This is a genomic window from Salibacterium lacus, assembly GCF_042684865.1.
Lineage (GTDB): Bacteria > Bacillota > Bacilli > Bacillales > Marinococcaceae > Salibacterium > Salibacterium lacus.
The window spans coordinates 999,233-1,018,444 of record NZ_JBHUML010000002.1 but is presented as its reverse complement, the minus strand read 5'-3'; the positions used below and the strand labels follow the sequence as shown (position 1 = coordinate 1,018,444).

The following is a 19,212-nucleotide window of genomic DNA, read 5'->3' as shown; positions in this document are numbered from 1 at the left end:
ATCGTACGTATTGTACATTTCAGTATAAGGGAACTAATGTTCTGTATCAAGGAGAAGGTTTTTCTAATGGTTCCAGGGAACTCCATTCCTCATCCGGCGGCAGCTGCAGCTCTTCAACCGGTGCGCCGCTGCGGTTCACCCACACGGTAGTAAAGCCGAATGCTTCTGCCCCGCTGATGTCCCATCCGTTACTGGATAAAAAAGTGATATCGGACCGGTGGACGGGGACATGATCAAGAATAAGCTGATAGGAGGCAGGGGACGGTTTATACTGTTTTACATCATCCACGCTGAGAACAAAATCAATATAGGGACGAATGCCGCCGTGGTGGAGCAGCGGTTCCAGCATGTTTCGTGTGCCATTGCTGAATACGATAACGGTGCTGCCATTGTTTTTCAGGGTCTGCAGCACGCGGCTGCTCTCGGGAAACAGCTCAAGCGATTGGTAGGCTTCCAGCAGCGCAGTTTCCATGTTACCGGACAGGGAGGTACCGGCTGCGGCCGCTGCATAGCGAAGCGCGTCCCGGGTTACGTGTTCAAAGGAGCGGTATTTACCCATAGCCTGGCGCAGAAAGGTGTATTGTATCTGTTTTTCCCTCCAGATCCTGCTTAATGTTTCTTCTTTTTCCGGTGCAGCCTGCCGGCATGCTGCAGCGATGGAATGAACATCGAATAAAGTGCCGTATACATCGAACACATACGTAGAAGATGACATCATTTATTACCTCCTTTTTCCCGGACCGTTCCCGTTTTCTTCTGTAATCATGCATGAAGTCCGTTTGAATATAATCGATTCATGAAAATGCAGCCGTATTGGGGGCACCTTCATTCAAGGGGCCGGGGCATGTCTGACATTTAAGATTTAATGTTTAAAATTGTGACAGCGGGGAACGCACATAAAAGGACGCAATCAATTGAAGGAGGCTTACGATGAAGATTGACAAAATATTTTTAGGAAAAGATGAACGAGTTGTATTTGATACCGCCGAATTGACGGTTAAAAATAATGATCCGGAGCAGTGGGAAGCAGTCCTTTACGGAGTGGAAAACCAGCGCTTCTTTATGGAAGCACTGCGGGACAGCCGTAAAGAACATTTGATATTTGAAACCGAAAAAGGCACAATGGACGGCATGGTGGCGGTGGAAGGCCTTGACCCGGCCAGTACCGAAAACGTGGTGACCCTTACCGGTGCCAGTACATTGAACGGCTACAAATAATAACTGCAAAGAAGCATCCCGGGCTGTTTTTACAGTCCGGGACTTTTTTTATCAGATGGAAAAGTATAGAATGTCAGCGTTTTGGATCCAGTTCCAGCACCCAGCCGCTCGGGGTTTCTTCCCGTGTGACTTCGGGCAGCAGGCTGCCCTGCGCACCCGGTCCAGAACCTGTCGCGGCTTTCCAGGGTGCTTCCACTTTTCTTTATAAAAACAACTCATAAAGTTTTGCATTCCCGGTAAAAATAGCATTATGCAAACAGCTAAAAGCGATAAAAAGGGGATGCACAAATATGACAAGTACACAGAATGACAATCAGTATAAAACGGCACTTATCGGATGGAGCCTGCCATCCATTGAGGCAGCGGACGAACTAGGTCGTCCGTTTGTCATTGTAGGGCCGCCGCACTGCGAGCAGTATGCTGAGAAATATGATCTTCCTTTTATTGCGTGGGACTTTGATCATTATAAAAAAAATTATTCCATGGAAGACGTATGGGAGCAGAGTGAGGGGCTGTACGAGTTACTGAAAGAGGAGAATACAGGTCTTGCGGTTCCGTTGTTTGAAGATACAGTGGAGTGGGCGGCAGCTGTTAACGGAAGAATTAAAGAAGATCCGAAAATTTTCAAGCATTCTCTGCTTTTTCGTCATAAAGGAAAAATGAAACGAAGAGCTCTTTTGGGAGGACTGAAAGTTGGTGTCTTTGAAGAAGCCGACAGCAAAGAAGAAGTGAAACAGTTTTTCCGGCGCGTCAATGATGCCATGTTAAAAGCAGGGGAAGAAGAACAGGACCCGGTTCACGTGAAGGCATTTGATAAAGCAGGAGACGTCGGCCACAGGATTATCCGTACGGAAGCCGATATTGACGCTTTGGAGGATGAGGCGTTTCCCAACCTGGTGGAAAGTCATCTTGACGGGGTGGAAGTTTCCTGCGAAGTATTTGTGCATAATGGGACTATTCAATTCCTTAATATCACGGAATATATTGTATTCGGCTATTCCATGATGGTTCCGCCGTCTCCGGAAATTGAGAAGCAGCGCAAAAAAATCAGAGGAGCTGTTCAGGCTCTGATCCGGGCGTTTGATATTCAGTACGGGTTGATTCATCCGGAATTTTTCATTGATGAAGAAGGCAAAATCAGTTTCATTGAAGTGGCCGCCCGTATTCCAGGCGGCAATATCTTTGATTTAATAAAAAAAACGTACGACTTCAATCCGTTTCAGGCACACCTTCTTTGTTCCGATCCGAATACGAGCGAAGAAGATCTCCGGTCGTTTTTCCCTAAAGAACGAAAATCCAAAGGTCATGCCGGCAGCCTGATGGTTTATCCCAAGGTGAAAAATATCGAGAAACTCCATTTTCCACAGGAGCTTGAAGAACATCCAGGTTTTGACCGGCACACGATGTTCACACCAGTGCAACGGAAAGTCCCGGAAGCAGAAGGATTTGGAAATCCGCACGGTGTTGTATTTTTCCATCATGACGACCACGATCATGTGAGAGAACCATTACGTGATTATGCTGATTTTGATTTTTACATCTAACTGAAAAATGGAAGGAGATTGCTCATGGCACTGCAGATGAATACAGGCGGCGAAGAAGAAACGCTCAAACAGGCATTTGAAACATTGAATCAGGCAGCCCCTTATGCCAAGGATATGTACCAGAATCATTTTTTCCAGACAGCAAAAAAGATGGCGGAAAAAGAAGAAGGAATGCGGAAGCTTTACGAATATGCGCCGCGTTTTAAAGAGGCAGGGGTGTTTGAAGGAGGGCCGTGGGAAGATCCCTCCAAGCTGCAGCCGGCGCTTGTCAATGGATCTCTGCGCTCTGATGGGGTGGAATCCATTGTCGCGCTCCTTAGTGAACTAAGGATGGTTGCACTGGCCCGGGAAAAACATACCCACCCTGAGGTGAGCGCATCTGACGCCAAAAAATACCTCAACGAAGTAATGGCGAATAATCTGGATTTTATTTTCCCGGAGGAAACGGAGGATCCCGCAGAACAGGAACAGCAGGGAAAAGAAACAGAGCGGGCTCAGCGTCTGTTTGCCTTGATGGTGGAGGAATTGTCGCTGCAGTCTATATCGAGTACGCTGATTGATGAAATCAAGCGGCTGATGGTGCAGCGTCCGATTATGACAGACAGAGTCCGGTTAATGATAAGAAAAGCGGAGCAGCTGCTCCATGAGGACGTGGATGAAAAGGACAGAAAAGCAATTGAAACATTCCACCATGCGATTTCCACGGTTACAGAGCGGGCAAAACAGTGTGAAAGCGAAAGGGAATACCGAAGCAGGCTGCAGGACCTTGATAATCAGGAACTAAGCAAAGAAGCGGCGGCTTTTGGGAGCTCGATGAGAGAGACGGGGCTCGTGTCGGGGTATCATGTGGCATTGATCCGGCATTTAAATCGAAACGGGGATATAAAAACACTCCAGGAAGCCATGGGATTAAGCAGCAAAGGCAGTTCCAACCTGAAAGAACATTATGAAACAGTACAGGAACTCATCAAAGTCTCCATTCATCTGCCGACGCGCCAGTCCCTGTACGGACTGGCCCGTATGCTGGAGCGCGGGGTGCTCTCCCAGCCGCCGGTGCTCCCCGGACTTCGGCGCCTGATTGAACTTGATATCAAACAGGATGTCAGAAAAACGCTGATGGAAGCCTCAGACAGTGAAGAGGAAGGTCTGACAGCAGGTGATGTGCTGACAGCCGGCGTGATTAGTGTGCTCGGACAGCCACTTGGCATCGGCCAGGGCCTGAATCCTACATGTCAGAGTGCGAGAGCCCTCAGCCTCTGGTCGATTCATGATCCGGGTTACCTCCTCGAACTTGTCCCAAGAGCGGCCCGGGACGGTGATATTGATATGGCATTTGAAGGGCAGACGATTCATTCGAAAGATCTCCCGGGTGGTCTGGCCCCGGAACTCCATAAAGAACTGGATCCGGTTTCTCTCGTCCTCGTGCCCCATCTGGACAGAATTTATGCTGATATGGTCCGGCGTGTACAGTTCCGTGGTGATGATCCGCATAAATGGGTGAATCCTGCCTTTTACGGTGATTGGATAGCAAAAGCATTCAGCAAAGTATTTCAGCATAACACACAGAATGTCATCGATTATCAGGGATTTGTCCGTCTATTTTATGCCACGCATCACCGCGATTACAATGAAGGTCATGAAATGATTTATCCTAATCCGGTCGGCATCTGCGTAACGACTGTGTACGGTAATTTTCTAGGCTTCCACGCCATTACGATTCAGCGGATTGCAGATGACCCCGATGATACGTACCGCGTCTATTTCTATAACCCCAATAATGACAGCTCCCAGAACTGGGGTCAGGGCATTGAACCAAGCGTCCGTGGACACGGAGAAAAAGAGGGTGAATCCTCCCTTCCTTTTCACGAATTTGTGTCCCGGCTGTATGCTTTTCATTACAATCCTTATGAACAGGGAGATTCGTTTGCGGTTGAAAAGGAAGTTGTGGAAAAGATTGAACAGCTTGCCAAGGAAAGCTGGGGCCGTAATTTTCAGTGGGTTTAAGATAAGGCTGGAACCACGGCTGTTGATTATGCAAATATAGGAAACGTTTCGTTGGACTCCGCCTTTCCTGCCCGCTTTCCGCGGGCGTCGCCTCAGCTACCGGGAAAATCACCCGGTGATCTTCGGCTGACGCTTCTCCCGCTGGAGTCGGGCAGACGGCTCCGTCCAACGAAAAAGAAGGGGGATACATGCTTTGATCACAGATGCACCCTCCTCATAGAACCCTTTCCCATTCCTTTATATGGTAAATCAACAGGCGTGGGCTGGAACAAAACGAAACTGTTTAGTTGAAAAGACGGAGAAAGGGGAAAATCCTGCTCCGTCTTTTCTTTTTTGACATGTGGTTGGCAGTGTTGGGCAGATAAACGCACAAAGGCGGCTGGTACATGCCCTTTTTCACTCTCCGGGGTATCAGCGGGTTCGAAGCTGCCGGTACCATATATTCATCGATTCAAGCTGTCCTGCTATATTGCTGTTACGCACCATCGTTCCGCCGTACTCAAATCCGTGGTAGACGTTCACCAGATTCATGCCAAACGACAGAGAACGCGAATAAGAAAACAGGGACCACAGCCCTTTGCGCTGCATCTGTTGAATCAGATAGGAAAACTGAGTGCTTAACAGTCCCTGATTCCGGTGTTCGGGATGGGTGGCGCAGTCACTCATCTCAGCGCTCTGAAAAGATTCAAGCACATCGGCGGAGCAGGCACTGACGATGTTTCCTTCATGTTCCATGATGGTGAAATACACTTCTTCTTTCATTACATCCCGGATAAATTGGGGATCGTGCATAGGGGTAGGGTAGGTTCGAAACACGGAGCGGTAAAGACGCGCCATTTCCTCTGCGTCGTTTTCACCCGGGTGGCGCATCGTATAGCCTGTTGGAATAAGAGAGCGTTCTTTTTCGGCAGAAAAGTCGACGGCATTCTGCAGCACGAGATCCTCCTGCAGTTGATCCACAGGACGAGCACGCCCGGGCTCCAGAAACCAGGAATAGATAAAAGCGTCGGCTCCACGGAAAAAACCTTTGATTTCTCCTTCGCAGATAAAGGGAGCTTTTTCAAAACGGGATCTTTCTTTGTTTTTTACGTAAAAAATCAGTTTATCGCAGCTTTGTTCCACCGAAAAGTCGTAAAGCGATGCCAAAAAAGCATTCCACTTCGAAAAAGGCGGCAGTTTATACACTTTTATCCGCTGACTGAAGGGTTCAATGACTATATCGTCTTTCAGATGAGTCGACCAACGCTGTGTGAGGATATTCATGGCGGCCCTCCGTTTTTTCTAAAAATCGCCCTTATTACGGCGTACTATACAATAGATACGACGGCCGAACGGAGATTAGAATGAAATTTTTCAATATGTGGCGTTTTCTGCCGCATAACGGAAACTTTTTATCAAAAAAAACCCCGGAAGCCGGCGTGGGACCTGACTTCCGGGCATACTCCCATGAAGAGCGTTTTTTCAGCTGCAGTCGACAGAGAACGCGGAGGAATCTGTCTGACCAGGGGTGACGACGGCAAACCCTGAGACGCTCCGGCCGTGTTTATGGAGCAGGCGTATGCTCAAATTTCGGGAAACCTTATCAGGTGCAACAACAAACACCTGTTGAGCCTCAATGGTTTGAATATGCCGTTTTAAATAAGGATAGGGAAGCAGATGCGCATTCTTAACAGGAAGGTGGTCGGCCTCCTGATAGTCACGAACGTCTAGAATGATGCTTCCCTCCGGCAGTGGCTGCTCGGGAAGAGGGGCGCATCTGACACCGAAAACCGGTATCCACCGCTGATAAAAGAAGATTAAAAAACCAAGACTGACAATTCCAAGCAGCAAAGCTGGCCACAGCATCATTCTGTAGTACCTCCATTGGGTTATTAGGAAAATATATTATACCATAAGGGATTGTATCGGCACCGGGGTCATAATTCAAGCAAAATGCAAGTTCACCAGTCGTTATCAGTATACTATACGAACAAGCATCACCGATAGGCTGACTACAGGGAAAGACAAATTTATTTTTTTAATAGTGGATGTTTGTTACAGTAGGGGTAAGGAAAAAGGAGGTGTCTGGATGGCCGAAGAAATGACGGAGCTTGAAGAACGAGTTCTGGCTGAACTGGAAAACGTAACAGATCCCGAACTTGGCATTGATATTGTAAATCTGGGCCTGGTTTACGGGGTGGATGTGGATGAAGAGAGCAATGTAAAAGTCACTATGACGCTTACAGCGATGGGATGTCCGCTTGCTGAAACAATCGTCAGTGATATTAAATATTCCCTGAGTGACCTGCAGGAGTTCAAAGAAATCAATGAAATTGATGTAAATATTGTTTGGACTCCGCCATGGACGAAAGATAAAATGTCCCGTTACGCCAAGATTGCTCTTGGAGTTTCGGATTAATAGACAAACCCCGGAATGCCGAGCTGCTGCGCGGAACCGGGGTTGTTTTTTTCGGGATGGCTGTGTAGAAGACAGGATCATACTTCTATGGTTTCTGCGGCTGTACGACGCATTTCAGCCCCTCTTTTCCATCGGCTGTATGGAAAGCAAGGTCTGTTTCATACAAGGCAAACGTATGCGTAATAAAAAAGTCAAAATCAAGCAAGCCTTCATCAATCCATTTGACGGCTTCCATATGAAGATCTCTGGGAGCCCCGTGGGTTCCAGTGACGCGAAGTTGTTTGTAAATGATTTTATCCGTATCAAAGGGCGGGGTTTCTGCAGATTTCATACCAGCAAAAAGAAGGATGCTGCCGGTTTTTTTTACGACATCCAGTGCTTCATTCTGCAAGCTGGATGAGGGAGCGGTCACAATAACACAGTCCGCCCCAAGTCCGCCTGTTTCCTCTTCAATAATGTCAGATGTATTGCTTGAAGAAGGATCGACGACAAGATCGGCACCGGCCTCCGCTGCTTTCTGCCTGCGTGGAGCGGAGCGCTGGACGGCAATAACACGCGCTGCTCCCATCTGCTTAAGAGCTGCGATATACATACAGCCGATCGCGCCGGCGCCGTACACAACGACGGTGTCACCAGCTCCTGCTCCCACTTCACGAAGACCGCTTAATACGCAGGAGAACGGCTCTGACAAGCAGGCCTGTTCGAAACTCGTCGTGCCGGCAATCTTCTGAATGGATCCAAAACGTACAAATTCGCGTGGAAGAACAATGTATTCCGCAAAGCCTCCGTGCACCTGATAGCCGATAGAGTGCTTTTTCACGCATTGGTGTCCCATATTTTTTTGACAGTAATGACAGGTGCCGCATGGAATGTGGGCGCCGAGCGTGACACGATCCCCTTTCTCAAAACCCGAGACCGTACTGCCTGTCTGCACAATTTCACCTGCAATTTCATGACCGGTCACTCTCGGCATATCAATTCTGGAATCCCCCTGCTTGAAAATCCGGAGATCCGATCCGCAGATTCCAACGGCGAAGACTTTGATTATTATTTCTTCTGCTCCACAGGGAGGTAATTCCATTTCCCGGTACTCAAGCTGCTGTTTTCCGGTTAAAGCCACGGCATACATGCCATGCCCTCCTTTCAAAGGATGTATTAGGATGAAGGAAGAAAGGTAACAGTTTTTTGTAAAAGATAACGTATTCTTTCTTTTTCCCGTTCTGTGCTCAGGGGGTCCCAGCCAAGCACGTCTTCCATGGCGCTGCTCACGGCCTCGAGTGTTTTCGTTACTTTTTCCGGCTGAAACAATAGATAGCTGGTGCGGCGGTCATAAAAATCTTCCAGAGAAGCGGCCATTTCCCCTTTTACTGTATAGATGGCTTCTCCTGCTGTATTGCGTATTACCGGGTGTTCATATAAATGACGCACCGAGTCAATCTGCTGCAGCAGCGCCTCCGTGTTCGAGCCGTAACGAAATACGTATTCTTCGACTTCCTCAAAGGTTAGTTTCAAATGGTCATACGAACGGGTCAGCCCGTGGATATAGGCTGTGATGTCCTCTTCCGATGTAAAATGACCGCCGCTTAGTGCAATATCATCGGTGCGGGACGATGATAATTTTAGATTTTTGCGTTTGGCGGCATAAGCCAGCACCCGTTCGGCCATTTTACGGTAGCCGGTCAGCTTGCCTCCGGCAATCGTGATGAGACCCGAATCGGATTCAAAGATTTCGTCGTGCCGGGACAATTCCGAAGGTTCACTGTTGTCATAACCGATAAGGGGGCGTACCCCGGCCCAGCTGGAAATAATATCGTCCCGTGTAAGCGTAAGAGAAGGAAACGTGTCATGCAGACAGCCGAGTAAATAGTCACATTCGGACTGATAAACATGCATGTCATCCAGATCATTGTAATAGAGGGATTCCGTTGATCCGACATACGTCGTGTTTCCTTTTGGAATAACGGCGATCATCCGTCCGTTATGCTGAAAATAAATCGAAGACTGCACCGGCAGCGTTTCATAAGAAAAAACGAGATGAATACCTTTGGCGTGAACCATATGCTTACCGGAGACCGGCTCGTCTTTTTTTCGTACTTCATCCACCCAGGGTCCCCCTGCATTGACCACCACGCGGCCCGAAACCGTAAATGTATCTCCGCTTACATGATCTTCTACAGTAACCCCGCTGATCTTTTCGTTATCATCGAATGTAAAACCATCCACTTCAGCGTAATTCAAAACCGAAGCATCCATTTCAGAAGCCGTTTTGGCGGTTTCCATCGTCAGCCTGCTGTCATCGGTGCGGTATTCCACATACTCTCCGCTCCCTTCCACCGTATTGTTGTTAAATAAGGGTTCTTTTTGAAGAGTTTGTTTCTTCGAATGCAGACGATGCCGTTCTTCTTTTTTTACCCCCGCGAGACGGTCGTACGCGGTAAGACCGATTTTTAAAGTGAGGGGATTGAATGATTCTCCCTTAATTAGAGGAAAAAGCATCTGAATAGGGTAAACAAGGTGCCTTGCATTCCGGTAAACAATGTCACGTTCTGTACCGACTTCACGAACGATGGAAAATTCGTAATTTTTCAGGTACTTTAACCCGCCGTGAATCAATTTGCCGGAACGACTGCTTGTTCCAGAAGCAAAATCTTTTCTTTCAATTAACGCTGTCTTCAATCCCCGTGCGGCAGCATCCAAAGCAATACCACTACCCGTAATACCGCCGCCGATGATAATCATGTCGAATGTTGCTTCTGTCATGTGCCGGCGGAGCGTGTCGCGGTGAAGAGTGGAAAAAGTATGACTCAAAGGCTCTCTCTCCTTTACGAAAGTTCTTTGTAACATCATTTGTAAATATGGTAGCCTCAGCATAGCGTACTATCTATCGTTCGTCAATAAAGGGCTTACATTTTGAGGAGAAACTATGCTGGAAACAGGCAGAGCATTCCACAACAGAGGAAATTCCTGCTATGATGTATAGGATTCATTTAATGACAATTGTTAAAAGGAGGCGTTGCACTTGGACTGGAAAGAGCGGAGACAAATGGTTCGAATAGCGAAACTATATCATCTGGAAAACTGGACACAGACAGAAATAGCTAAAAAAGTAGAACTATCCCGCCCAATCATTTCCAAACTGCTGCAAAGAGCAAAGGAAATGGGGATCGTGGAAATTTATATCAATGATGAAACGCTCCATACGGTAAAACTCGAAAACGAAATAGAAAAAAAGTATAACTTGAAGGATGTTGTGGTTGCTGCTTCCGGCACCCATGGAACAGAAGTGGTTAAAAGACGGGTGGGAAATGCCGCCGCTTCCTATGTTTCTAAAAAGACAGACACTCTGAACAGGATCGGCATTTCCTGGGGAAAGTCGATGCACGCTTTTATCGATGAATTTCCGGCACGGATGGGGAAAAATGTACACCTGGTGCCTTTAATCGGCGGAATGGGAAGCAACGATGTTCATCTTCATTCCAATCACCTGACTTTTCATCTTGCGCAGAAGCTGAACACGACTTCTTCCTACCTTCATGCGCCGGCTCTCGTAGAGACTGAGGATTTGAAGAACAGCCTGATGCAGTCCAAAGATATTGCCGAAGTAATAGAGGAGGGCAGAACGGTGGATCTTGCAGTAGTGGGAGTCGGTATTCCCTCGGAGAAGGCGACCATGGCGGAAATGGGATATTTCAGCCCGGGTGATATCGACTCATTAAGAGAGGCAGAAGCCGTCGGTGATATTAACTCGCAGTTTTACAATAAAGATGGGGTGGAAATTGTACACACTTTGAACAATCGAACAATTGCGATAACGATGGAAGATTTAAGGAGGATACCGGAAGTAGTCGCCGTAACCGACGGTGTCGAAAAAGTGGAAAGCCTTCATGCTGCATTAAAAAGCGGATGCATCGATGTGCTGGTAACAGATTATAACATGGCAGCAATACTGCTGGAGCAGACATTTTGACAATGGAAAAATAAATCTTTCTGCGGGAAGGTTGACAAAACTTTGAAAGCGTTTTATTATTTTTACAAAAGTTAAGACATTATACATTTGTAAAAAGGAGGGAAAAGAGATGTGGGGCACCTTTTTTATTATCTTTGCTGCAATCTGGACATTACAATTTTTATTGACCCATCTGCAGGTAAAACATTACCAGGGAAAGATCAGAGAAATGAGCCGGAAACACAAAGGTTATCTAGGGACAGGATATTTTAAAAAGAGATTCGGAAACGGTGCTGTAATGCTGGTAGTCTGTGATGATGAAACCAAAATTAAGGAAGCAAAAGTGATGAAAGGGTTAACTGTGTTTGCAAGATTCCGAACTATTAAAAAATTAATTGGTTTGACGCTGGAGGAGAGCAGAGACCTTGAGACGCTGACGGTAAAAGAAAGCAGTGCTCTGGCCGGTGCTGCCGGTATGATTGAACAAGAAATGAAAAAGAAAAGAGAGGGGAATGAAGCATGGATTTCTTAATTACACTAGCTGAAGGCTTTATCGGCATGTTCGAAGCAGGCGGTGAAACGTTTACCGGTCTGGTGACAGATATTATCCCATTATTAATTGTTTTGATTACAGCCGTGAATGCTGTTATTAAATTCGTCGGAGAAGAACGGGTGAACCGCTTTGCCCAGAAATGTACGAAATATTTTATTCTGCGTTACACGATCTTTCCATTTATGGCCGTGTTCTTTCTCACCAACCCGATGTGCTACACGTTCGGTCGTTTTCTGCCGGAACGCCAAAAGCCGGCCTTTTATGATTCTGCCGTTTCGTTTGTACACCCGATTACAGGGCTTTTCCCCCACGCCAACGCAGCAGAACTGTTCGTTTATACCGGGGTTGCCGCGGGGATTTCGGATGTCGGTTTGTCCCAGGGACCGCTCGCTTTGAGATTTCTGCTTGTTGGTATTGCTGTCATGCTTCTCCGGGGTGTTGTTACAGAAATAATTACCAACTATATGATTAAAAACAATAAACGAAAATCAGAAGCTGCAGCAGAATAAAAAACAGGAAGTCAAAAATAGCAGGAAAACGGAGGAGGTTAAATAAATGAGTGAGTATCATGCAGTAAAAGTACACAAAGGCGCTTCCGGGTGGGGCGGTCCACTCGTTATTCAGCCCGATGATGAGAAAAAATATGTCGTATCAGTCACCGGCGGCGGAATCCACCCAGTTGCCCGGGAAATCGCCGACCGCACCGGGGCCACAGCAGTAGATGGTTTTGAACAATCCGTGGAAAAAGAAGAAATGCTGTGTGCAGTTATCAACTGCGGCGGCACGGCAAGAAGTGGTGTATATCCACGGATGGGAGTCTTGACCATCAACGTGTTCAGTAATTCCCCGTCCGGTCCGTTGATGAAATTTATCAAGGAAACGAACTTTGTTTCCGGTGTTGGAACCGATAACATTGAAGATGTGGAAGGCGGAGCCGTTGAGAAAAGCGTCGAAGAAGCCAATGAAGAAATAGAAGATCAAGAATCAGCAAAGGACGAAACGCAGAAGGTAACGAAAGAAACTGCCAAAGAACAAGTAGCAGAACAGGGGTACAACGGCAAAGGAAAAAGCAAAATCGGACAGTTTATTGATACTCTTGGCAATAAAATCGGGAATGTCGTCAGTATCTTTTTCCAGTCCGGAAGGGAAACAGTCGATACTGTTATTAAGAATATTCTGCCATTTATGGCGTTTGTCAGTATGCTTATCGGTATTATTAACTATACAGGAATCGGTGATTTAATCGCCAACTATGTTTCCCCGCTTGCTGGTTCACTCACTGGTATGTTGATCCTTTCGCTTCTGGGAGCCATACCGCTTATTTCTCCGATTCTCGCACCCGGTGCAGTTATCGCCCAGGTTGTCGGTGTGCTGATCGGTGTAGAGATTGGGAATGGCAATATTCCGCCGCAGATGGCGCTGCCTGCATTGTTTGCCATTAACCCGCAGGTAGGAATGGACTTTATCCCTGTAGGCTTGACTCTTGGGGAAGCAGAACCGGAAACGGTGGAAGTCGGCATACCGGCGGTTCTCTTCTCCCGTTTAATCACAGGTCCAATCGCTGTTGTCATTGCTTACTTCGCAAGTTTTGGTCTTTATTAGATGGAGGGTCCTTCCCTTGCAGGCTGAGGGGGGACTTTCCCTTCTTTTTTCTCTTTTTGTGACATTTGTAAACAATTAGAACAAAAGAAAAAGAAAAGTTGACATTATTCGTTAATTAAACTACTATAATTACAAAAGTAATATTACTGAACAAATGTAATGGAGGTGCACTATGCTGAAATCTGTAGAACTTCTTCCGGAAAAATCAAGTGATGAGTTGATTGGTCTGTTGAAGGAAATGTGGACAATCCGCTATTTCGATGAAAAAGTAGACGAATTTTTTGCCAAAGGAATGATTCACGGAACAACGCATCTTTGTGTCGGGCAGGAACCGACGGCATCCGGCCCGTGTTCGGTGCTGCGGGATGAAGACAAAATAACAAGTACGCACCGCGGCCACGGCCATTGTATTGCCAAAGGGGCGGACATCAATTTGATGATGGCGGAGCTCTTTGGACGCTCCACCGGCTACTGCAAAGGAAAAGGCGGTTCCATGCACATTGCTGATGTAGAAAAAGGAAACCTTGGCGCCAATGGCATTGTCGGAGGCGGCATTCCCCTTGCAACCGGTGCAGCACTGACATCCAAAATGAAAAACCAGGAAGATGTCATTCTCAGTTATTTCGGAGACGGCGCCGCCAATGAGGGAAGTTTTCATGAATCACTTAACCTTGCCTCCATCTGGGATCTTCCGGTTGTGTTTATCTGCGAAAACAATCAGTACGGTATGTCCGGTTCCGTCAAGGAAATGGTAAACATCGAAGATATTGCCGAACGTGCTTCGTCTTACGGCATCCCCGGAGTTGTTGTAGACGGCAACGACCTTGTTGAAATAATGAATGAAACCGATAAGGCCGTGCAGCATGCCCGGGAAGGCAAAGGTCCTGTTTTGATTGAAGCAAAAACGTACCGCTGGAAAGGACATTCGAAATCAGACGCCCGTAAGTACCGGACCCGGGAAGAAGAACAGACCTGGAAAGAGAAAGACGGCATTAAGCGCTTTCGGGAACTTTTGATCCATGAAGAGCTTCTGACCGAAGACGAAGCAGAAAATATACGCAAAGAAGCCAAACAGAATGTCGAAGAAGCAGTCCAATTCGCAGAAGAAAGTCCGGAACCTGGACTGGATACACTGCTGGAAGATGTCTACGCCTGAAATACCGTTTAGGAACAGGAGGGGAAATCAGTGAGAGAATTAACGTATGTAGAAGCATTGCGGGAATGTATGTCACAGGAAATGAGAGAAAATGAAAATGTTTTTCTGATGGGGGAAGACATCGGTGTGTACGGTGGAGCCTTCGGAGTCACCCGCGGAATGGTTGAAGAGTTCGGTCCGGAGAGGGTACGTAACACGCCAATATCGGAAGCGGGAATTACCGGATCTGCGATTGGATCAGCACTTACTGGTATGCAGCCGATCGTGGAGCTGCAATTCTCCGATTTTATTACCATTGCGATGGATCAACTTGCCAACCAGGCGGCAAAACTGCGTTACATGTACGGAGGAAAAGGCAACGTTCCGATGGTGCTGCGGACCCCTGCCGGCTCCGGTACAGGCGCGGCCGCCCAGCATTCGCAGAGTCTGGAAGCGTGGGTTGCCCATGTTCCGGGATTGAAAGTGGTGCAGCCATCCACGGCCTATGATGCTAAAGGTCTCTTGAAAGCAGCAATAGATGATCCGAACCCGGTTATCTTTTACGAACACAAACTGCTGTATAAAACGAGCAGTGACGATGTTCCGGAAGAACCATACAGTATTTCACTCGGTCAGGCCGACGTCAAGAAAGAAGGAACAGACGTCACGATTGTTGCAACGTCCGTGATGGTTCACCGGGCGCTGGATGCGGCGGAAAAACTTTCTGAAGAAGGAATCAGCGTAGAAGTTATTGATCCCCGCTCCATCGTTCCACTCGATGAAGAAACCATCGTGCAGTCGGTCATTAAAACGAACCGTGTCGTTGTCGTTCATGAAGCGGTGAAACGCGGCGGTTACGGCGCAGAAATAGCAAGTATGATCACAGAAAGCGAAGCGTTTGATTTTCTCGATGCACCGGTGAAGCGGCTTGGCGCATCGCCGGTGCCGGTCCCTTATAATCCGGAACTTGAAAAAGCGATGACGCCTCAGACTGACGATTTGATTCAGGCATGCAGAGAAACCCTGCAGCGTACGTAAGGAGGTGAATCCCTGTGGCAAAAGAAGTTTTCATGCCGAAACTGAGCAGCACGATGGAAACCGGTACCATCCTTCAATGGATGAAAAATGAAGGAGATCCGGTGGAAATGGGCGAACCGGTTTTTGAAGTCATGAGTGACAAAATAAACATTGAAGTGGAAGCCTACGAAGAAGGTTTCATGCTCAAAAAATATTACAACGTTGATGATGTGGTACCTGTAAATACGGTAGTCGGCTATATCGGTGAGAAAGAAGAGAATGTACCGGACACTCCTCCGGAAAGTACAGAAGATGCCGAATCCAAAGCAGAACCTGCACCTGAACAAAACGAACCAACTGCAGAGGGTTCCGAGTCTGCTCCGGTTAACCAAATCGAACAGGGACAGGTCCGCGCGACACCGGCGGCGCGGCGTGTGGCAGGAGAGGAAGGAGTAACCCTCTCCGACGTAACAGGAAGCGGTCCGAAACAACGCGTGCAGCAGCAGGATGTGTACAATCATGTGAAGAATGCTCCGCAGGCGCCGAAAGCCACACCACTTGCCCGTAAATGGGCGGAAGAACAACAGGTTGATTTAAATACAGTAGAAGGCTCCGGTCCTGCTGATAAAATTTATACAAAAGATCTATCCAGCGGCACCCAGCAGAGTACTTCAGCCGAACCGGACCGGATTCCGATGAAAGGTGTCCGCAAAGTCGTTGCCGATCGTATGACCGAGAGTGCATCCACTGTTCCGCACGTCACGCTTTATTCTGATGTTGATATGACCGAAGCTATCCGGCTGCGGAGCCAGCTTCAGGATAAAGTCGTCGAACAGACCGGTTCGAAGTTGTCCTACACTGAAATTATTATGAAAGCCGTGGCTGCGGCCTTGAAACGGCATCCATCCATCAATGCTTCCCTGTCTTCGGATCAGCAGGAAATCCTGCTCCACCGGGACATTAATATCGGGCTTGCTGTTGCGACAGAGCAGGGTCTTGTCGTTCCCGTGGTTCCGCGTGCCGGAGACAAAGGGTTGACGGATCTCGTCAAGGAAAGCAAGGAGCTGGCCCGTGATGCCAGAAATCAGCAGCTGAAGCCGGGTCAGATGCAGGGGGGGACCTTTACAATCAGCAATCTCGGTATGTATGCCGTGGACGGATTCACTCCGATCATCAACCAGCCGGAAGCTGCCATTCTCGGTGTCGGACAGATGAAAGAAATACCGGTCGGCCGTAATGGGAATGTAGAACTTCGTCCGATGACAACATGCAGCCTTTCGTTTGATCACCGGATTGTAGATGGAGCGCCGGCTGCTGCGTTTTTGACAGAATTGAAACAGATGCTCGAAGCTCCCTATGAACTGTTGATGTAAGGAAGGAGGAACCCCGATGCATACGTATGACATCATCATTATCGGAAGCGGTCCGGGGGGCTATACAGCCGCTCTCCGGGCTGCCAATGAAGGAAAGAAAACCGCGATCGTGGAAGACCTGAAAATCGGCGGAACGTGCCTGCACCGCGGCTGTATTCCTTCCAAGACAATGCTGCAGCACGCCGAAGTCCTGCATCAGGTGGAGGATTCAGCTGCCTGGGGAATAGAAACGGGAGACGTTTCTTTTTCCTATACAGCGATGCTTGAACGAAAAGAGAAGGTTGTGTCCCAGCTCGAGGCCGGCATCACAGCTCTGATGAAAAAAGGGAAAATTGATGTCTTTTCCGGGCGGGGCCGTGTTAATAATGAAAAAGAAGTCACCGTGGAAAAAGCAGGGGGGACGGAACTGCTCCAGGCACCGCACGTCATTGCCGCTGCAGGAACCAGCCCATTTGTGCCGCCTGTCAGCGGACTCCGTGAAGCGGCACATTTCACCAGCGATACCATTTTTGAAAAACGAGAACTTCCCTCGTCCCTGCTTATTGTAGGTGGTGGGATTGTGGGAGTCGAATATGCCTGTCTATTTGCGGGCCTGCATGTAGACGTTACGATGGTGGAAATGCAGGAAGATATTCTAACAGGCGAAGATAAAGATGCCGCCGCTCTGCTGCGGCGTTCCTTGGAAAAACAGGGAGTTACCGTGGAAACCAGTGCGGCCCTCGATGATATCCAAACCAAACAGGAAGGAGCGTTTACTGCCGTGTATACACGGGAGGATGGTTCGAGAGAGGAAATGGGTGTGGATGACGTACTCGTGACAGCCGGCCGCAAACCAAACAACGCACTGCTTGAAGATACATCGGTGCAGTACGAAGATGGGTTCGTCCGGGTGAATGAAAACATGGAGACCAGTGTCAGCGGCTTGTATACAATTGGTGATCTCGCAGCGGGAGGCTGGAAACTCGCTCATGCTGCAAGTTCGGAAGGCATTACTGCAGTGGAACATGCCTTCGGTCTCAAGTCTTCCATTCATACGTCTCCTATTCCAAGGTGCATCTATACGTTCCCGGAAATTGCTGCGGTTGGAATGACAGAAGAAGAAGTGCAGCAGCGTGGCTATGATTATAAAACAGAACTCATTCCACTGCAGGGAAACGGTAAAGCGATGGCGATGGGAGAGTCAGATGGATTTACCAAGATCATTGCGGAGAAAAAGCACGGTGAAATTCTGGGCGCTGTTCTTGCAGGGCCCCACGTCACCGAAATGATTGGAGAGCCTGCGGCCTACATCCATCTGGAAGGAACCGTCGACGAACTTGCTTCTATGGTGCACCCGCATCCAACATTGCTGGAAAGCTTCTATGAAGCAGCCCGCTCCTGGATCGGCAAAGGAATTCATCATTAATGCTTTTCAGCCGCCACTGATGATATCATTTAAGGATAATATGCTTGTCAGTAAAGGAGATTGCTATGCTCAGTTGGGAAGAACGCCGCCAGATCGTGAAAGTAGCCAACCTGTACTACTTTGACGGCTGGACACAGGCCCGGATTGCAAAAAAAATGAATGTATCACGGCCGGTGATATCCAAATTGCTTCATAAAGCAAAAGAGGACGGTATTGTAGAGGTTTACATCAAAGATGAAAGCGCTCAAACAGTAAATCTCGAACAAAAGCTGGAAAAACAGTTCGGACTCGATGAAGCCATTGTTTTATCAACGAGCGGTTTTACGCCGGAAATGACGAAACGCTTTCTGGGAAAAGTCGGCGCTTCCTATCTGTCACGCCAGCTGGATGATAATAAAAAACTCGGCTTGTCGTGGGGGACGACCATTGCTTCTCTCGTCGATGAATATCCTTACGAACGCCGTGACAATGTACAAATTGTACCGCTAGTCGGCGGCATGGGGCGCTCTCATGTCAATATCCATTCCAATTCGCTGGCATTTAACCTGGCGAAAAAAATGAATGCATCCTGTTCTTATCTCTACGCTCCGGCCATCGTAGAAACAGAAGATTTAAGAGATCGTCTGATTCAGTCCAAGGATGTAGCCCACGTTCTGGAACTGGGCAGGGATGTAGATATCGCTGTTGTAGGAATGGGAGACCCATTCAAGAATTCAACTATGGAAGAAATCGGTTACCTCTATCCCGAGGACCTCCACTCTTTGAGAAAAGCAGGAGTGGTGGGTGATATCAGTTCCAAGTTTTTTGATGCAGTCGGTCAGGAAGTCGACCATCCGCTTAATCACCGTGTCATCGGGGTTGGCCTGCAGGATTTGAAGAAAATACCAAAAGTCATCGGAATTGTAGAAAGTCTGTATAAACTTGAGAGCATAGAAGCTGCGCTGAAAGGCGGTTACCTCGACGTTCTTATCATTGATGACCGGACAGCGCAGGAATTAGTGGAAAATTAAAAAGGAG

General features: G+C 47.8%; 18 protein-coding genes. 13 read left to right on the top strand and 5 right to left on the bottom strand.

The window, feature by feature from the left end:
* Positions 1–46 precede the first annotated feature (46 nt).
* The gene (locus tag ACFSUB_RS06045) at positions 47–718 is read right to left on the bottom strand and encodes a haloacid dehalogenase type II (protein WP_380712287.1); all 672 of its coding nucleotides are present in this window, start codon (positions 716–718) and stop codon (positions 47–49) included.
* A gap of 212 nt (positions 719–930) precedes the next feature.
* On the opposite strand from ACFSUB_RS06045, the gene ACFSUB_RS06040 reads away from it, so the two are divergent.
* The 3 genes from ACFSUB_RS06040 (at position 931) to ACFSUB_RS06030 (ending at position 4,766) form a co-directional block, all read left to right on the top strand.
* Positions 931–1,218, top strand: a complete 288-nt coding sequence (locus ACFSUB_RS06040) for a hypothetical protein (RefSeq protein ID WP_380712286.1) — start codon at positions 931–933, stop codon at positions 1,216–1,218.
* A 290-nt stretch (positions 1,219–1,508) separates the two neighbouring features.
* Positions 1,509–2,762 carry an ATP-grasp domain-containing protein gene (locus ACFSUB_RS06035; protein ID WP_380712285.1) on the top strand — a complete coding sequence of 418 codons (1,254 nt, stop codon included), beginning with the start codon at positions 1,509–1,511 and terminating at the stop codon, positions 2,760–2,762.
* Positions 2,763–2,786: 24 nt separating this feature from the next.
* The gene (locus ACFSUB_RS06030; RefSeq protein WP_380712284.1) at positions 2,787–4,766 is read left to right on the top strand and encodes a hypothetical protein; all 1,980 of its coding nucleotides are present in this window, start codon (positions 2,787–2,789) and stop codon (positions 4,764–4,766) included.
* A 411-nt stretch (positions 4,767–5,177) separates the two neighbouring features.
* On the opposite strand, the gene ablB is transcribed toward ACFSUB_RS06030, so the two are convergent.
* Together ablB and ACFSUB_RS06020 are read right to left on the bottom strand one after the other, a co-directional pair.
* Entirely contained in the window at positions 5,178–6,029 is an 852-nt protein-coding gene (ablB, locus tag ACFSUB_RS06025) for a putative beta-lysine N-acetyltransferase (RefSeq protein WP_380712283.1), read from the bottom strand.
* A 198-nt stretch (positions 6,030–6,227) separates the two neighbouring features.
* A complete protein-coding gene (locus tag ACFSUB_RS06020; protein WP_380712282.1) occupies positions 6,228–6,614 on the bottom strand; it encodes a hypothetical protein in 387 nt (128 codons plus the stop codon).
* 220 nt (positions 6,615–6,834) lie between these two features.
* Between ACFSUB_RS06020 and ACFSUB_RS06015 the strand changes: the two genes are divergently transcribed.
* Positions 6,835–7,164, top strand: coding sequence for a metal-sulfur cluster assembly factor (locus ACFSUB_RS06015; protein WP_380712281.1), 330 nt, complete (start codon positions 6,835–6,837; stop codon positions 7,162–7,164).
* An 85-nt stretch (positions 7,165–7,249) separates the two neighbouring features.
* Here the strand turns inward: ACFSUB_RS06015 and ACFSUB_RS06010 are convergent, their stop codons facing one another.
* Positions 7,250–8,293 (bottom strand): zinc-dependent alcohol dehydrogenase, encoded by a 1,044-nt coding sequence (locus ACFSUB_RS06010; RefSeq protein WP_380712280.1) that lies wholly within the window; start codon positions 8,291–8,293, stop codon positions 7,250–7,252.
* A gap of 26 nt (positions 8,294–8,319) precedes the next feature.
* Positions 8,320–9,972, bottom strand: a complete 1,653-nt coding sequence (locus ACFSUB_RS06005) for a glycerol-3-phosphate dehydrogenase/oxidase (protein ID WP_380712279.1) — start codon at positions 9,970–9,972, stop codon at positions 8,320–8,322.
* A 211-nt stretch (positions 9,973–10,183) separates the two neighbouring features.
* Between ACFSUB_RS06005 and ACFSUB_RS06000 the strand changes: the two genes are divergently transcribed.
* The 9 genes from ACFSUB_RS06000 to ACFSUB_RS05960 all read left to right on the top strand — a co-directional run bounded on the left by ACFSUB_RS06000 (position 10,184) and on the right by ACFSUB_RS05960 (position 19,205).
* Entirely contained in the window at positions 10,184–11,131 is a 948-nt protein-coding gene (locus tag ACFSUB_RS06000; RefSeq protein ID WP_380712278.1) for a sugar-binding transcriptional regulator, read from the top strand.
* Between the two features lie 109 nt (positions 11,132–11,240).
* A complete protein-coding gene (locus ACFSUB_RS05995) occupies positions 11,241–11,642 on the top strand; it encodes a transcriptional regulator GutM (protein WP_380712277.1) in 402 nt (133 codons plus the stop codon).
* Positions 11,630–12,172 (top strand): PTS glucitol/sorbitol transporter subunit IIC, encoded by a 543-nt coding sequence (srlA, locus tag ACFSUB_RS05990; protein ID WP_380712276.1) that lies wholly within the window; start codon positions 11,630–11,632, stop codon positions 12,170–12,172. The genes ACFSUB_RS05995 and srlA overlap by 13 nt, the downstream gene beginning before the upstream one ends.
* A 46-nt stretch (positions 12,173–12,218) precedes the next feature.
* On the top strand, positions 12,219–13,265 hold the full coding sequence (gene srlE / locus ACFSUB_RS05985) for a PTS glucitol/sorbitol transporter subunit IIB (RefSeq protein ID WP_380712275.1): 1,047 nt from the start codon (positions 12,219–12,221) through the stop codon (positions 13,263–13,265).
* Positions 13,266–13,437: 172 nt separating this feature from the next.
* Positions 13,438–14,421 (top strand): thiamine pyrophosphate-dependent dehydrogenase E1 component subunit alpha, encoded by a 984-nt coding sequence (locus tag ACFSUB_RS05980; RefSeq protein ID WP_380712274.1) that lies wholly within the window; start codon positions 13,438–13,440, stop codon positions 14,419–14,421.
* Between the two features lie 30 nt (positions 14,422–14,451).
* A complete protein-coding gene (locus ACFSUB_RS05975; protein WP_380712273.1) occupies positions 14,452–15,438 on the top strand; it encodes an alpha-ketoacid dehydrogenase subunit beta in 987 nt (328 codons plus the stop codon).
* A 14-nt stretch (positions 15,439–15,452) separates the two neighbouring features.
* Positions 15,453–16,790, top strand: coding sequence for a dihydrolipoamide acetyltransferase family protein (locus ACFSUB_RS05970; protein ID WP_380712272.1), 1,338 nt, complete (start codon positions 15,453–15,455; stop codon positions 16,788–16,790).
* Positions 16,791–16,806: 16 nt separating this feature from the next.
* Positions 16,807–18,195, top strand: a complete 1,389-nt coding sequence (gene lpdA / locus ACFSUB_RS05965; RefSeq protein WP_380712271.1) for a dihydrolipoyl dehydrogenase — start codon at positions 16,807–16,809, stop codon at positions 18,193–18,195.
* 65 nt (positions 18,196–18,260) lie between these two features.
* Positions 18,261–19,205, top strand: a complete 945-nt coding sequence (locus tag ACFSUB_RS05960; protein WP_380712270.1) for a sugar-binding transcriptional regulator — start codon at positions 18,261–18,263, stop codon at positions 19,203–19,205.
* The last annotated feature ends 7 nt before the right edge of the window (positions 19,206–19,212 follow it).

Coding starts and splice junctions, on each gene's coding strand:
- ACFSUB_RS06045 (WP_380712287.1), bottom strand. CDS start 718: ATGATGTCATCTTCTACGTATGTGTTCGATGTATACGGCACTTTATTC.
- ablB (WP_380712283.1), bottom strand. CDS start 6,029: ATGAATATCCTCACACAGCGTTGGTCGACTCATCTGAAAGACGATATA.
- ACFSUB_RS06040 (WP_380712286.1), top strand. CDS start 931: ATGAAGATTGACAAAATATTTTTAGGAAAAGATGAACGAGTTGTATTT.
- ACFSUB_RS06030 (WP_380712284.1), top strand. CDS start 2,787: ATGGCACTGCAGATGAATACAGGCGGCGAAGAAGAAACGCTCAAACAG.
- ACFSUB_RS05980 (WP_380712274.1), top strand. CDS start 13,438: ATGCTGAAATCTGTAGAACTTCTTCCGGAAAAATCAAGTGATGAGTTG.
- ACFSUB_RS06020 (WP_380712282.1), bottom strand. CDS start 6,614: ATGATGCTGTGGCCAGCTTTGCTGCTTGGAATTGTCAGTCTTGGTTTT.
- srlA (WP_380712276.1), top strand. CDS start 11,630: ATGGATTTCTTAATTACACTAGCTGAAGGCTTTATCGGCATGTTCGAA.
- ACFSUB_RS06015 (WP_380712281.1), top strand. CDS start 6,835: ATGGCCGAAGAAATGACGGAGCTTGAAGAACGAGTTCTGGCTGAACTG.
- ACFSUB_RS05960 (WP_380712270.1), top strand. CDS start 18,261: ATGCTCAGTTGGGAAGAACGCCGCCAGATCGTGAAAGTAGCCAACCTG.
- ACFSUB_RS05995 (WP_380712277.1), top strand. CDS start 11,241: ATGTGGGGCACCTTTTTTATTATCTTTGCTGCAATCTGGACATTACAA.
- srlE (WP_380712275.1), top strand. CDS start 12,219: ATGAGTGAGTATCATGCAGTAAAAGTACACAAAGGCGCTTCCGGGTGG.
- lpdA (WP_380712271.1), top strand. CDS start 16,807: ATGCATACGTATGACATCATCATTATCGGAAGCGGTCCGGGGGGCTAT.
- ACFSUB_RS06010 (WP_380712280.1), bottom strand. CDS start 8,293: ATGTATGCCGTGGCTTTAACCGGAAAACAGCAGCTTGAGTACCGGGAA.
- ACFSUB_RS06035 (WP_380712285.1), top strand. CDS start 1,509: ATGACAAGTACACAGAATGACAATCAGTATAAAACGGCACTTATCGGA.